Source organism: Enterococcus plantarum (assembly GCF_001730295.1).
Lineage (GTDB): Bacteria > Bacillota > Bacilli > Lactobacillales > Enterococcaceae > Enterococcus_L > Enterococcus_L plantarum.
The window spans coordinates 36,430-49,368 of record NZ_MIKA01000001.1; the positions used below are offsets into that span (position 1 = coordinate 36,430).

13 protein-coding genes and 1 tRNA gene are annotated in these 12,939 nt (G+C 35.0%); 10 read left to right on the top strand and 4 right to left on the bottom strand.

Translation table 11 applies throughout. The annotated features are described in order from the left end of the window. Positions 1 to 50: 50 nt before the first annotated feature. The 6 genes from BCR22_RS00160 to BCR22_RS00185 all read left to right on the top strand — a co-directional run bounded on the left by BCR22_RS00160 (position 51) and on the right by BCR22_RS00185 (position 5,803). Entirely contained in the window at positions 51 to 2,243 is a 2,193-nt protein-coding gene (locus BCR22_RS00160) for a Tex family protein (protein WP_069652982.1), read from the top strand. A 2-nt stretch (positions 2,244 to 2,245) separates the two neighbouring features. Further along, a complete protein-coding gene (locus BCR22_RS00165) occupies positions 2,246 to 2,743 on the top strand; it encodes a SprT family protein (protein WP_141706513.1) in 498 nt (165 codons plus the stop codon). Positions 2,744 to 2,822: 79 nt separating this feature from the next. Next, complete coding sequence (locus BCR22_RS00170; RefSeq protein WP_069652983.1) at positions 2,823 to 3,548, top strand: ElyC/SanA/YdcF family protein; 726 nt, start codon at positions 2,823 to 2,825, stop codon at positions 3,546 to 3,548. Between the two features lie 84 nt (positions 3,549 to 3,632). Then, positions 3,633 to 3,715: transfer RNA gene (locus BCR22_RS00175), tRNA-Leu, on the top strand. Between the two features lie 329 nt (positions 3,716 to 4,044). Further along, the gene (locus BCR22_RS00180) at positions 4,045 to 4,242 is read left to right on the top strand and encodes an alpha-amylase family glycosyl hydrolase (RefSeq protein ID WP_069652984.1); all 198 of its coding nucleotides are present in this window, start codon (positions 4,045 to 4,047) and stop codon (positions 4,240 to 4,242) included. Positions 4,243 to 4,585: 343 nt separating this feature from the next. Beyond that, positions 4,586 to 5,803 (top strand): pyridoxal phosphate-dependent aminotransferase, encoded by a 1,218-nt coding sequence (locus tag BCR22_RS00185; protein WP_069652985.1) that lies wholly within the window; start codon positions 4,586 to 4,588, stop codon positions 5,801 to 5,803. Between the two features lie 104 nt (positions 5,804 to 5,907). On the opposite strand, the gene BCR22_RS15330 is transcribed toward BCR22_RS00185, so the two are convergent. Beyond that, positions 5,908 to 6,084, bottom strand: coding sequence for a hypothetical protein (locus BCR22_RS15330; protein WP_167351490.1), 177 nt, complete (start codon positions 6,082 to 6,084; stop codon positions 5,908 to 5,910). A 195-nt stretch (positions 6,085 to 6,279) separates the two neighbouring features. On the opposite strand from BCR22_RS15330, the gene BCR22_RS00190 reads away from it, so the two are divergent. The 3 genes from BCR22_RS00190 (at position 6,280) to BCR22_RS00200 (ending at position 9,022) form a co-directional block, all read left to right on the top strand. Next, entirely contained in the window at positions 6,280 to 7,107 is an 828-nt protein-coding gene (locus tag BCR22_RS00190; RefSeq protein ID WP_069652986.1) for a helix-turn-helix domain-containing protein, read from the top strand. A 103-nt stretch (positions 7,108 to 7,210) separates the two neighbouring features. Beyond that, on the top strand, positions 7,211 to 8,359 hold the full coding sequence (gene nagA, locus BCR22_RS00195; RefSeq protein WP_069652987.1) for an N-acetylglucosamine-6-phosphate deacetylase: 1,149 nt from the start codon (positions 7,211 to 7,213) through the stop codon (positions 8,357 to 8,359). A 168-nt stretch (positions 8,360 to 8,527) separates the two neighbouring features. Beyond that, complete coding sequence (locus BCR22_RS00200) at positions 8,528 to 9,022, top strand: type II toxin-antitoxin system Phd/YefM family antitoxin (protein ID WP_069652988.1); 495 nt, start codon at positions 8,528 to 8,530, stop codon at positions 9,020 to 9,022. Positions 9,023 to 9,108: 86 nt separating this feature from the next. Here the strand turns inward: BCR22_RS00200 and BCR22_RS00205 are convergent, their stop codons facing one another. From BCR22_RS00205 to BCR22_RS00215, 3 genes are all read right to left on the bottom strand, one after another. Continuing rightward, the gene (locus tag BCR22_RS00205) at positions 9,109 to 9,858 is read right to left on the bottom strand and encodes a TIGR03915 family putative DNA repair protein (protein ID WP_069652989.1); all 750 of its coding nucleotides are present in this window, start codon (positions 9,856 to 9,858) and stop codon (positions 9,109 to 9,111) included. Next, positions 9,848 to 11,161, bottom strand: a complete 1,314-nt coding sequence (locus BCR22_RS00210) for a putative DNA modification/repair radical SAM protein (RefSeq protein ID WP_069652990.1) — start codon at positions 11,159 to 11,161, stop codon at positions 9,848 to 9,850. Before BCR22_RS00210 ends, BCR22_RS00205 begins: the two co-directional genes overlap by 11 nt. A 131-nt stretch (positions 11,162 to 11,292) precedes the next feature. Next, positions 11,293 to 12,105, bottom strand: coding sequence for a Cof-type HAD-IIB family hydrolase (locus tag BCR22_RS00215; protein ID WP_069652991.1), 813 nt, complete (start codon positions 12,103 to 12,105; stop codon positions 11,293 to 11,295). Between the two features lie 185 nt (positions 12,106 to 12,290). Here BCR22_RS00215 and BCR22_RS00220 point away from each other — a divergent pair, with 185 nt between their 5' ends. After that, on the top strand, positions 12,291 to 12,884 hold the full coding sequence (locus tag BCR22_RS00220) for a DUF1361 domain-containing protein (RefSeq protein ID WP_069653199.1): 594 nt from the start codon (positions 12,291 to 12,293) through the stop codon (positions 12,882 to 12,884). The last annotated feature ends 55 nt before the right edge of the window (positions 12,885 to 12,939 follow it).

The window sequence follows — 12,939 nt, forward strand, 5'->3', positions numbered from 1 at the left end:
GAAAATATGCTAAAATTAAACAGTATGTTAATGAAGAGAGGTATGTAAATATGGCAGAAGCTTATAACCAAGAAGTAGTTGATTTACTTCAGAAAGAATTGTCGGAGTATCGTCCAAAACAAATAAAAACAGTGTTGACTCTATTAAGTGAAGGAAACACTGTTCCTTTTATCGCTCGTTATCGTAAAGAGATGACAGATAGTTTAGATGAAGTGCAAATTCGTGAAATCGAAGAACGTTATATTTATTTAGGTAATTTAGAAAAGCGCAAAGAAGAGGTTCTTCGTTTAATCGACGAACAAGGAAAACTGACGGATGAGTTGGCTAAATCAATTCAAAAAGCGGCAAAAATGCAGCAAGTTGAAGATTTATATCGCCCATACAAACAAAAACGCCGGACTAAAGCAACAATCGCCAAAGAAAAAGGACTAGAACCTTTAGCAGACTGGTTAATGAGTTTTCCAATTCAAGCGGATGTTGTAGCTGAGACAGAAAAATATATTGATGCTGAAAAAGAAATAGATACAGCAGAAAAAGCATTGCAAGGAGCACATGAGATCATTGCTGAAAGAGTATCTGATGAGCCTAAATTCCGTACATGGATTCGTGATTTTACCTTTAAACATGGTCAATATGTTAGCACCGTGAAAGACGAGGAAAAAGATGAAAAAGCGGTTTACGAAATGTACTATGATTTTTCTGAACCTGTTAGCAAAATTGTTTCTCACAGAGTCTTAGCTACAAACCGTGGCGAAAAAGAGGATATCTTAAAAGTTGCTCTTTTAGTAGAAGAAGAAAAAATTAATTCATACTTAGAACGTCAGTTGATTGGCATTAACAAACAATCTCCAACTGCCGTATATGTTGAAACAGCTTATTTAGATAGCTACAAACGATTTATTGGTCCAGCGATCGAGCGTGAAATTCGTAATGAGTTAACGGAAAAAGCAGATGAGCAAGCAATCAAGATTTTTGGTGAGAACCTACGTAATCTCTTATTGCAACCACCTTTGAAAGGCAAAGTTGTACTAGGCTTTGACCCGGCCTACAGAACGGGATGCAAACTGGCGATTGTAGATGCAACGGGTAAAGTGTTAGCTATTCAAGTTATTTATCCACACAAACCCGCTTCAGGTGAAAAACGCGCAGCAGCAGGACCAGCGTTTACCAAGTTGATAGAAGAATACGAAGTTGAAATGGTAGCAATTGGTAATGGAACTGCCAGTCGTGAGTCAGAGTTATTTGTTGCAGAACAATTAAAACAAATCAAACGAGATGTTTTCTATGTGATTGTGAATGAAGCGGGGGCATCTGTCTATTCAGCAAGTGACGTGGCTAGAGCCGAATTTCCTGATTTGCAAGTAGAAGAAAGAAGTGCGGTCAGCATTGCTAGACGGTTACAAGATCCCTTAGCTGAACTTGTAAAAATCGATCCTAAGGCGGTTGGTGTCGGTCAATATCAACATGATGTTTCACAAAAACGTTTAGCAGAACAATTGGATTTTGTTGTAGAAACAGCTGTTAACCAAGTTGGGGTTGATGTAAATACTGCCAGTCCGCAACTGTTACAACATATTTCTGGTTTAAATAAAACAACTGCTCAAAACTTAATGGCTTATCGTGACGAAAATGGTGCATTTACTGCTCGTAATCAAGTCAAAAAAGTGCCTCGATTAGGACCAAAAGCTTACGAACAAGCCATTGGATTCTTACGGATTCCAAATGGAAAAAATATTTTGGATAACACAGGGATTCATCCGGAAAGCTATGACGTTGCCAAAGCAATTTTAGAAAAAGCCAAGGTTCAATTAGGAGAGCTTGGTTCGGGGCAAGCGGCTCAACAGATCAAGGGATTGTCATTGGAACAATTAGAAACGGAATTATCTGTTGGGAGTGAAACCCTAAAAGATATCGTTGCAGCATTAGTTCAACCAGGAAGAGATATGCGTGATGAAATGCCAGCGCCTCTTTTAAGAAAAGATGTCTTATCGATGGAAGACTTAAAACCTGGTATGGAGCTTCAAGGTACAGTCCGAAATGTGATTGATTTTGGTGCTTTCGTTGATATCGGTGTGAAACAAGATGGTTTAGTGCATATTTCGAAACTTAGTACAAAATTTGTTAAACACCCAACAGATATTATTGCTGTAGGAGATGTTGTGACTGTGTGGGTGGAAGCAGTCGACATGAAGAAAGGGCGCATCAGTTTAACGATGTTACCGCAAGCTGAAAGGAAAGAATAACGTTGAAACCTTTTCCTAAAGAAGGAAAACCAACAAAACAAGAGTTATCAGATACCCAACTGCAAGCAATGGTGGAATCAATTTCTTTAGCATTTTTTGACAAAAAGTTTCAGCATCACGCTTTTTTTAACCGACGTCTGAGAACAACAGGTGGTCGATATCATTTAAACTCGCATAACATTGATTTTAATCCAAAAGTTTTCGAGATTTACGGGGAAACAGAGTTGATCAATGTGATCAAACACGAGTTATGCCATTATCATCTGCATTTAGAAGGTAAAGGGTATCAACATAAAGATGCTGAATTTAAATTGTTACTAAAACAAACTGGAGGAAGTCGCTATGTAAGTCCTCTAGTGGATCAAAAACCACAGTCATACCACCAGTATGAGTGTGAAAAATGTCAAACATTGATTTTACGAAAACGGAGAATCAACCTTCAACGCTATGTTTGCGGAAAATGCCATGGTAGGCTAGTAGAAATCAATTCGAGCATATAAAAAGGATATGATGCCGCTTTTTCTTTTTAATAGAAAAGGCGGTATTGTGTTAAATCAAGTAAAAGAATAGAGGAGCATGATGATCGAACATTGGAATACAGTCATTGATTACTTAGCTGCACAAGAACAAATAACAGAAAAGTATGACCTTGCTATCTTAGCTGGCAACAGTTTTCCTTATTTGGCAGATGCGTTTATTCAATTGTATGAACAAGGAACAGCCTCTGAATTCATGATTGTTGGCGGTATTGGGCATGCGACGCTCTTTTTACAGAAAAATCTTAAAAATATCGGTATCAAGGTTAGTGAGGTAAGTGAAACTGACATGTACCTAGAGTATTTTAAACAAAAGTATCACTTCGGTAAGGAACTCTTTTTAACGGAGACGACCTCAACTAATTCTGGTGAAAATGCTCGCTTTTCACTAAATAAGATGAAAAAGGAAGGGCTGAGGCCGAAGTCTGTGTTATTATTGGAAGACCCCATTTTACAAAGAAGAATTAAAGCGACTTTTGAAAAGGAATGGCAAGAGACAAAAGCTAGTTTCACCAATTATGTTCCAGTTATTCCTTATATAAAGTCCATTGAGGACAAGATTATTTTTGAAGAAAACCAACTTAATGGATTGTGGACGAAAGACTATTTTCTTTCATTAGTTCTAGGTGAAATTCCCCGACTTAGAAATGACGATAATGGATATGGACCAAAAGGAATGAATTATATTGGATCAGTTGAAATTCCTAAAAAAGTGAGCAAATCATATGATAAGCTTTGTCAGGTATACGAGTATAGGTACAAACGATGATCATCCATTTGTGGAAAAGTAAAATTTTGAACGATTGACAAAAGCTAAAGCATATTTTATCATATACTTAGTTATGATATAAATGCGGTCATGGCGGAATGGCAGACGCGCCAGCTTGAGGGGCTGGTGGGGGCAACCCCGTGGAAGTTCGAGTCTTCTTGGCCGCATAGTTCAACCCTAAACCTTGTTATATATAGGTTTAGGGTTCTTTTTATCCACCTATTCCTATGACAAAGCATTTATTCTGTAAGGATCCACTTATTTTCATATAAAATAGATAACAGTAGAGAAGAGGGATCGTAGAAAATTTCAAAATAAAAGAAGACTAATATGATGGATTCTCAAGAAGTTTATAGTACTGGTTGTCTTTTAAAAATATGAATAATCTAAGTAAAGTACTAGGTTCTAAAAATAGTTTCTATTTAAATTTAATTTGGTAAGATAAGTTTGTACAAAGCTATTACTATTCTATGCCAAAAGAAGAAAAAAATCAGAGATGACAATCAAACGTGTATGGTGGAAAGTAGCAGTTGGTTATCAAATCTATCTAGCAAGTTTCATGGATACAAGTAACGACGTGATTGTGGACTTAAATGGAATCCGCTCAAAATTGGATTATCTCAAAGAATTAAGTATTGGATTTATCTGGGTCACGTCAATAAAATGGACAGCAGAAGAATATGCTGATTTTTAAAGAGAAAACCCTGGATGGTTATCGTCAATTTTTCAAAGAATTCCCTTTAGCAGACTTACCAAAAACGTTCAGATAGAGGAGGGACTCACAGTTGTATAGTTTGAATATCACATCATTCACCAACACACGATTTTTCTTCCTTATGAAGCAAGGGTATTCAAACATATATAAGTGGCTGTTTTTTATTTTAGTAAGAAGGTTAGTAGGAAGTTTTTCCAGACAAATAAAAATACGTCTATCGGATAGTGAGACTCTTTTTTTGAAAATTTGCAATTTTCCATTGCTTTTTTTTTCTAGGTGGCGTAACTTTAAGTATATAAATTTTGAAAATGAGGGATACAGTATGAGAAATTTTGAAAAATCTAACAAACTTGATGGAGTCAGTTATGATGTACGTGGTCCAGTTTTAGAAGAAGCGGACAGAATGCATGAAGAAGGCATTCGTATTTTGAAACTTAATACTGGTAATCCCGCCCCATTTGGTTTTGATGCTCCGAATGAAGTGGTTCGCGATATGATTATGAATGTTCGTAATTCAGAAGGCTATTCTGATTCAAAAGGAATCTTTTCAGCACGAAAAGCAATTGAACAATATTGCCAAGTGAAGGGTTTCCCAAATGTAACGATCAATGATATTTACACAGGTAATGGTGTTAGTGAATTGATTTCGATGTGTATGCAAGGACTTTTGAATAATGGAGATGAGGTTTTAGTTCCAATGCCTGATTATCCTCTATGGACAGCGTCAATTTCTTTAGCTGGTGGTAATCCTGTTCATTATATTTGTGATGAGCAAGCGGAATGGTATCCAGATATCGATGACATCAAATCAAAAGTGACGACGAATACAAAAGCAATTGTGTTGATCAATCCCAATAATCCAACCGGGGCTTTATATCCTAAGGAAATCCTAGAACAAATCGTTGAGATTGCGAGACAAAATGATTTGATCATTTTTTCAGATGAAATCTATGATCGTTTAGTGATGGATGGATTAACACATATTCCAATTGCAACATTAGCACCAGATTTATTTGTAGTTACTTTAAATGGACTTTCTAAATCACATAGAGTTGCAGGGTTCCGTTGTGGTTGGATGGTACTTAGTGGAAACAAAAACCACGTTAAGGGCTATATAGAAGGATTGAATATGTTAGCTTCGATGCGTTTATGTTCAAATGTACTATCTCAACAAATTATCCAAACTGCCTTAGGTGGCTATCAAAGTGTTGATGATTTGTTGTTGCCAGGAGGTAGAATTTATGAGCAACGGGAATATATTTACAATGCAATCAATGATATTCCAGGTCTATCTGCTGTAAAACCTAAAGCTGCTTTTTATATATTTCCTAAAATCGATACTGCCAGTTTTAATATTTATGATGATGAGAAATTCGTTCTTGATTTTCTTCATGAACATCATATTTTGCTTGTTCATGGTGGTGGTTTCAATTGGACTCAACCAGATCATTTTAGAATTGTTTATCTACCGAAGATGGAAGACTTAAAATTTACAACTGAAAAAATGCGTGCTTTTTTAAGTACTTACAAACAAAAATAACAGGTTGATTTTTGAAACTAAAAAAAGTGACTCAAAACTTTATCAGTTTTGAGTCACTCTCGTTTTAAGAATGTGTTTTGCAAAGAGACGAATAGAAACGATCGTTACTCTGCAGTTTGACAATCTTTTTTACTTATTACCATACGATTTGTGTATTTTTCCTCCATATCCGGACTTGGATCCGAAACAACAACCAAATAAGCATTCTCATATTCTTTCTCGACATAGCCATTATAACTACTTTTGTCCCAACTGAAGTTAATTCTTTTCTCTTGTGTCATAAATAACACCCCTTATTTGCAAAGCAAAATTATTTTAAATCGTCTCCATTTACTGCTAGGTAATGTTCTTGCAGTATATTATGCATTAAAGTACAATAAATGCATAATGCGAATTCGCATATTTTGAACTTTTTTTGATTAACACGATTTTTTTCAAGAAATAGCTCAATTTTAACGTAGCTTAGGAGTGAAAAAATGGATTCTTTTGGAGCAGTTATTAAAGAAATTCGTAAAAATAGAAAACTAACGCAAAAAATGTTATCAGAAGATATTTGTTCGCAAAGTGTATTAAGTAGAATCGAAAATAATGAAGAATTACCGAATGTCGTAGTAATGCAGCAAATTTGTCAACGCTTAGGCGTAACGATGGATCAAATTATGCAATTCAAATCGGATGAAGTTCGTTTGATCACACAAATATTTGAAAAAATAGCTGATTATTTTCGACACAAAGAATATGGAAAAATAATGACATATATGAATGATACTAAAATTGAAGAAAGACTTCATTTGGATACGGATTGGCAACGTTACTATTATTATCTAGGTAGTTGTAAATTTTATCTTTGTAATGATTATGAACAAGCAATACATGATTTAAAAAAAGGATTATCTTACACTTATCAAGCGAATAAAGTAAATTTGTCCGATTTTGAAATTCAAGTAATTAGCTGCATTGGCAGTACGTATAGCAGCATAGGAAAGATCGACGATGCTGAAAAATATTTAAAGTTAAGTATTCATTATTTTCATAAATTACCAAATGAACGAGTAACCGCAGAACTAACAAAGATATTTTATAATTATTCTAAGTTTTTAACAGATCAAAACCGTCTTGAAGAAGCGCAAATATATATCGACCAAGGAATTGTTTGGTCGAGACATAAAAATAGTTACTATTACTTGAGTGAATTGTTTCAGTTGAAAAGTCAATTGCTTGCATTAAAAGGAGAGCCAGATAAAGCAGACGAATATAGGATTTTGTCAGAACAAATCCTACGTATCGAAACAATTAAAATCTAAAGAAAGTTAAGTAAATTTTTCTAGAAAAGGTCTACACCATTCTTGACTTTAACTGATTTTAAGAGTACGTTTAGAGTAGAAAATTAAAGAAAGAAGGATGAAGATGAGAACGTTTATCTTTGCTGAAAAGTTCTTTTTAAAAAGTGATGTAAAAGGACCTGGATATTTAGAAATCACTGATGGTCTATTTGGAAACTTTTATAAAGAAGTTCCTGAAAGTGATGCAAAAATAATCAAAGAAGAAGGCAAATGGATTGCACCAGGGTTAGTGGATACTCATATTCACGGATTTATGAATCATGATGTAATGGATAGTGATACAGAAGGCTTGAAAGTGATGTCTGAAGGGTTATTGTCATGTGGGGTTACTTCATTTTTACCAACAACCTTAACTTCAAGTAAGGAACGCTTAAAAGATGTTGCTAAAACAATCGGAGAAGTACATCAAGAAGTCCCAGGGGCAAAAATACAAGGAATCTATTTTGAAGGTCCATTCTTTACTGAAGAACACAAAGGAGCTCAAAATCCAAGTTATTTTGGTGACCCAGATATAGAAATATTTAATGAATGGCAAGAAGCTTCAGGTGGTTTAATCAAGAAAATCGCTTTGGCACCAGAACGTAAAGGTGTTAAAGAATTTGTCAAAGCTGTAACAGATGAAGGTGTCGTAGTGGCTTTAGGTCATAGTGATGCAACATTGGAGCAAGCAACCGAGGCTGTTGAATCTGGCGCTAGTGTTTTTGTACATGCATATAATGGTATGCGTGGATTGAATCATCGTGAACCTGGAATGGTTGGTGCATTAATGTCATTGAAACATGTTTTTTCTGAATTAATTTGTGACGGACACCATGTTCATCCCAATGCAGCTGATATTTTAATGGAAAAAGCTGGACATGATCATGTCGCTCTGATTACAGATTGTATGATGGCCGGTGGTATGCCAGATGGCAATTATAATCTAGGAGAATTCCCAGTTGTCGTTAAAGAAGGGACAGCTCGTTTAGAATCTGGAAACTTAGCGGGTAGTATCTTGAAATTAAAAGAAGCAATCAAAAATGTTGTTGATTGGGAAATTGCTACACCAGAACAAGCCATTATGATGGCATCTTTAGTGCCAGCAGTGAGTTGCAAAATCGATGAAAAATGCGGTATGATCGCCAGAGGACGCGATGCTGACTTTATCGTATTGAATCCAAATATGGAATTAGATGCAACTTATTTAGACGGGGTAGAACGTTACCGCGCATAATCAAAGAGACAAAAATAGTTCGTTGATTTTAAGAGTGCTACAAAACGGTTGCTACGTTTTGTAGCACTCCTTTTTGTTCGGATTTCAGTTACAAAAAAATACTAATATTAAAAAATTCTTCACACCAAAAATCTGTATGATATAATCACTTGGAAGGGAAGTTGACGAATGAAAAATGTAGAGAAGAAAAACGCATCATTTTCAGTGACAGATGTGAAACAGTCTCCTATGACAATTTTTAAAAAGGCAAAAGAAACAAACAAAGGTGTTTATATTTACAATAGAAACAAAGTTGCTGGTGTGATGTTGACTGTTGAACAATATGAAGCGTTGATCAAGAAAAAAACAATCGAGCAAGATCAAGAGATGAAAGTAACACGATTAAATCAGGAAATTCGTCAAAAAATTGCATTTGGTTCGTTGATATCAACAAAAAATCTAGACGATCATTTAGTATCATTAGGCTTTATAACTAGAAAAAATGAATCTGATGATTATATTGAAATGATGAATGAATTAAATGAAACTGGAAAAATTGACTATTGTTTACAGAAAAAAGAAGACCGTACAACTATTTTTGCGGAAGTGATTGGTGAACAAAGTAATCAATCTCATTTGTCAGATAAATTGATAGTGAAAAAAATCCATCTTAGAGTAGACTGAAATCGTGCTTCGAATTCGAGAGGATGTATACAGAACTTGAGAAAGTTTGTATACATTCTCTTTTTTTGTCGAAATTACCAATCAATTTAGTTGAAATCAATCATATTGCCCCGATACCGCATAGGCAAATGAGAAAGTTGAGTTCGCTCATTATGTCGCTCTTGGATCGTAACAGCTTTGAGAAAGGTACGCCAATTTTCTTGGATCATTTGTTCAGATTCTTGACTGTCAACTGTTGGAGGCTCGCTATTCTCAATAAAATGTATGTGTCCCTGTTCTATAATTCCGAGTAATCGATGTGTTTCATCGTAAATCATGATCTTTTCTTGCGGATATCTTTGTGCGAAATGAGGACATAAGTAGGGCAATGAAAAATGTTTCGGTGTGATGGTACTATACAGTAATGTTCCTACTGATTCAAAACGAATAAAACCCGTAAATAAGTGAACTTCTCTAAATAAAGATTTTAAAGATTTTTCTAAGGCTAAAATTGAAGGATGACCTAAATGATTGGTCAGTAAATCTTTGGATTCCAATGCGATTTGAATTGCATCTAACAAATATCGTTCTTTTTCTTTTAACGAACAATTGAAACCATCAATGATAAACTGAACATTTTCTTTTCTTAAACGTTTGTTTAGACGTTCATACATTTTTTTCGCCAGCGGTTCATCTGTATCTATCCAACGACTGAGAAACAAGTTTTCTACAGCAATATCTTGAGTTAAGATAATGTCAGGAAACTGTTTTTTAATGAAGGCTTGGTAAACTATCGTCAGAAATCCATAAAAACTACCATCATATTCCCAAATTTCGTTGGTTTCTTCAATGTGCATAACGAGATTCCTTTCGCTTTACTGATTCAAAACGTTCGACATCAAATAAAGATAACTGTTCTTGTTTTGATTGGCTGTTTACCTTTTTTAACGTCTCATATTGACGAGATGAAATTAAAGAAGTAATGACCCATTCTGGATCATGGATCAATCCAGGCTGAATCGCACCGTTACAACTAACGAAATATTGAGCTCGTTTGATCACTACGCCTAATTTTTTTAAATCAGAGAGGTGTAATTGATAATAGTTTCTAGCCTTCAGAATATTAAGTGCGCTTTTAGGGCCGATTCCTGGAATTCGTAATAACTGTTCATAAGAAGCAGTCTGAACATCAATTGGAAATTGATCATAATTTTGAACAGCCCAATTGGCTTTGGGGTCTAGATACAAATTAAAATTCGGTTTATCCTCGGATAAAATTTCATCTGCGGAAAAACGGTAAAATCGCATTAGCCAATCTGCTTGATACAACCGATGTTCTCTTAGTAGAGGAGGATCCGTTGTGATTGCGGGTAATAAGGAATCTTGATTTACAGGAATGTAAGCAGAGTAATAAACTCTCTTTAATTCATATTTTTTATAAAGGTTTTCAGCAATTTTTACGATTGCATGATCATTTTCAGGAGAAGCACCGATAATCATTTGTGTCGATTGACCAGCTGGAACAAAGGGTGCAGGGTTTCGTAAAGCAGGAACTTGAGACATTTCATTTTTCATATGTGTGATTTGTTTCATGGGTTTGTATAAAGCAAATGGATCTTTATCAGGAGCTAAGATTTTTAAGCTTTCTCTTGAAGGCAATTCTACATTAACACTCATTCGGTCAGCTAAAAATCCTAATTCTTCAATCAATTTTTCGTCTGCTCCAGGAATTGCTTTTACATGGATATAGCCTTTGAAGCCTTTTTCATGTCGTAAAATTTTTAATGTTTTAATTAATAGTTCACTAGTGTAATCAACGTTTTTTATGATAGCTGAGCTTAGAAAAAGTCCCTCAATGTAATTTCGCATATAAAAATCCATTGTTAAATCTGCGACTTCCTGTGGTGTAAAGGTGGCTCGTGGAATTGAGTTTGATTTTCTGTTGATGCAATAATGACAATCAAAGATACAGGCATTCGTAAATAATAGCTTTAATAGGGACACACATCTGCCATCACTTGTGAAGGAATGGCAGATTCCGGCAGTTGATGTGCTGCCTACTGTGCCTTTTCTTGTGTTATTCGTCACACCACTGCTAGAACAAGAAACATCATATTTTGCTGATTCAGTAAGAATTTCAATCTTTCTTGATAATTCCATGTTTAATCCCTCATTTCTAAATAAGAACAGAACGTATGTTCTTATTTTAGCAAGAGCTTTTGTTTTTGTCAAAGGGGAAAAAATAAAATGACCGGAACACAGAGCGTACGCCTCGTTCCAGTCATTCTCTTTTATTGATTGTTTAAATCTAAATATCGCTCTAAATAATCGGCTAAACCATCTTCATCATTGGTTTTTTCAGTAATATCATTTGCTACGGATTTTATCTTATCTGTTGCATTTTTCATTGCAACGCCCCAACCAACGTAGTCTAGCATTTCTTCATCATTATGTTCATCACCGAACGCAATGATGTCTGATCGCTTCACATCCAGATAATTCGCGACTTGTTCTACACCTTTTGCTTTTTGAATACCCTTAGAAACGATTTCTAAAATAGGTGTAGGCCCACCCCAAGTTCTAACATCAACATAATCTCCATATTGCTTTATTAGCGAATCAGAAACAGATGCTGCTTGGTCTTTGGACGTTCGAACCATCATAGAAGTTGGATCTGTAATCAAATTTTTAGCAGTTAAAAGATTGCTTGGAGTAGCTTCTGAAGCAAAGAATGCTGAATCGAAGTAATCCAAACTATCAATGTAAAATGTTTCTTTATTTTCAGCAGCGACAAAATCAAGATTCAACGCCTTTTTTTGAGCCAAAATATCAAAAACTAAGTCTCTTTGGATTCCCGTTTCTTTTTCATCTGCCCATTTTTTTTCAGGCATATGAACTAGGGCTCCGTTAAAATTGACCATCGGTGTTGTCAAGCCTAATTGGCGATAAAATTGACCGCTCATTCGATAAGGACGACCAGTGACGATACTGACATAGTGACCATGCTTCATCGCTTTTTTTAACGCTTTTTCAGTTGTAGGACTGATCAATGACTGTGCATTTAAAGTAGTACCATCTAAGTCGATTGCAATTAATTTTTTCAAAATCGTTCCTCCCGGAAAACTTTCTTTAACCTAGTCTAGCATAAAAAAAAAGAATGACAAGTTTTCAAGAAAATTTTAGAAAAAAATTATTTTATGATACACTAAATGGAAAAAGGAGTGTGAGGAGTTTGACTCAAACGTATCGCTGGCCGTTACGAATAGCGACAATCATCTATTGTGTCTACATGTTGTTTTTTTCAAATATGTATCATTTTATGGCACTGAATGTCTTGTTGGCTTATATTCCACTGGAGATAAGTTTTCATTTTAAACAGGTCAGTAATCGTCTTTTTATCTTACTAGGGATGTTATGGTTATTGTTTTATCCTAATGCGCCTTATTTGTTCACCGATTTTTTTCATCTCGAAAAGTTATCGCTTTATCGGGGGATGAACCAAGTTTTTATTCTAAATCTGTCTGATTGGTTTTCTTTTAGTCTATTGACTATAGGAATTTGTGTCTATGGTCTTTTTGGGATGGCAACAATCTTTACAACATTAAATGAATGTATTCGAAGAAATAGTTTGCACAAAAAATGGCAAGAATTTTTCTTCTTGTTCCTTGTTACTATACTATCTAGTGTAGCAATTTTTGTTGGACGATTTGACCGATTACATAGTATCCATCTATTTACGAAACCAGTGCAAACGTTAAAGATTATTTTTTTTAATTGGTCTTTTGATAAGTTACTGTTTATCTTTTTATTCACTGGGCTTCAACTAATTTTATTGGCCACCATAGTAGGAATAAACAAAATGAAAACGATAGATACGTTGTAAACGCTATGTTGACAGCGTGTGAGAAAATTGTTACTCTTTAGCTAAGTGTGTTTGG

Coding starts and splice junctions, on each gene's coding strand:
- BCR22_RS00160 (WP_069652982.1), top strand. CDS start 51: ATGGCAGAAGCTTATAACCAAGAAGTAGTTGATTTACTTCAGAAAGAA.
- BCR22_RS00170 (WP_069652983.1), top strand. CDS start 2,823: ATGATCGAACATTGGAATACAGTCATTGATTACTTAGCTGCACAAGAA.
- BCR22_RS00180 (WP_069652984.1), top strand. CDS start 4,045: ATGACAATCAAACGTGTATGGTGGAAAGTAGCAGTTGGTTATCAAATC.
- BCR22_RS00185 (WP_069652985.1), top strand. CDS start 4,586: ATGAGAAATTTTGAAAAATCTAACAAACTTGATGGAGTCAGTTATGAT.
- BCR22_RS15330 (WP_167351490.1), bottom strand. CDS start 6,084: ATGACACAAGAGAAAAGAATTAACTTCAGTTGGGACAAAAGTAGTTAT.
- BCR22_RS00190 (WP_069652986.1), top strand. CDS start 6,280: ATGGATTCTTTTGGAGCAGTTATTAAAGAAATTCGTAAAAATAGAAAA.
- nagA (WP_069652987.1), top strand. CDS start 7,211: ATGAGAACGTTTATCTTTGCTGAAAAGTTCTTTTTAAAAAGTGATGTA.
- BCR22_RS00200 (WP_069652988.1), top strand. CDS start 8,528: ATGAAAAATGTAGAGAAGAAAAACGCATCATTTTCAGTGACAGATGTG.
- BCR22_RS00205 (WP_069652989.1), bottom strand. CDS start 9,858: ATGCACATTGAAGAAACCAACGAAATTTGGGAATATGATGGTAGTTTT.
- BCR22_RS00210 (WP_069652990.1), bottom strand. CDS start 11,161: ATGGAATTATCAAGAAAGATTGAAATTCTTACTGAATCAGCAAAATAT.
- BCR22_RS00220 (WP_069653199.1), top strand. CDS start 12,291: ATGTTGTTTTTTTCAAATATGTATCATTTTATGGCACTGAATGTCTTG.